The 317-nt window shown below is 58.4% G+C and carries 1 pseudogene; it reads right to left on the bottom strand.

Annotation, left to right across the window (positions count from 1 at the left end):
- Positions 1–317, bottom strand: a pseudogene (locus tag QP363_RS12860) (hypothetical protein); the annotation flags it as partial.

Here is a 317-nt window from a genome sequence, read left to right as displayed (position 1 = left end):
TTCCTTGGCTTTCACTTCGGCAGCCTGGTACATCTTGTCGATATCGGCTGACTTGGGGACCTCGGGGTTCTTGTAGTCAATCGCAATATTGGCGGCCTGAGCACTCACGAGCTTCTTAGCTGCGGCGTCGTACACAAAAGTGTAACGGCCGTACATGCGCCCGTATTCGCCCACTTCCAGAACCGGTGCGCCCGAAGGCGTGGTCACGCTATCCACGGTGAGGTGCGTATGACCTGCGACGACGGCGTCCACATCGCTTCCGAGCGTTGCCGCTACCGCATTATTGGCATGCATGAGGGCGACGACGATATCCGCCT

It is taken from the genome of Corynebacterium sp. UMB6689 (assembly GCF_030215295.1).
Classification (GTDB): domain Bacteria; phylum Actinomycetota; class Actinomycetes; order Mycobacteriales; family Mycobacteriaceae; genus Corynebacterium; species Corynebacterium aurimucosum.
This window is presented reverse-complemented; position numbering and strand designations above follow the sequence as displayed.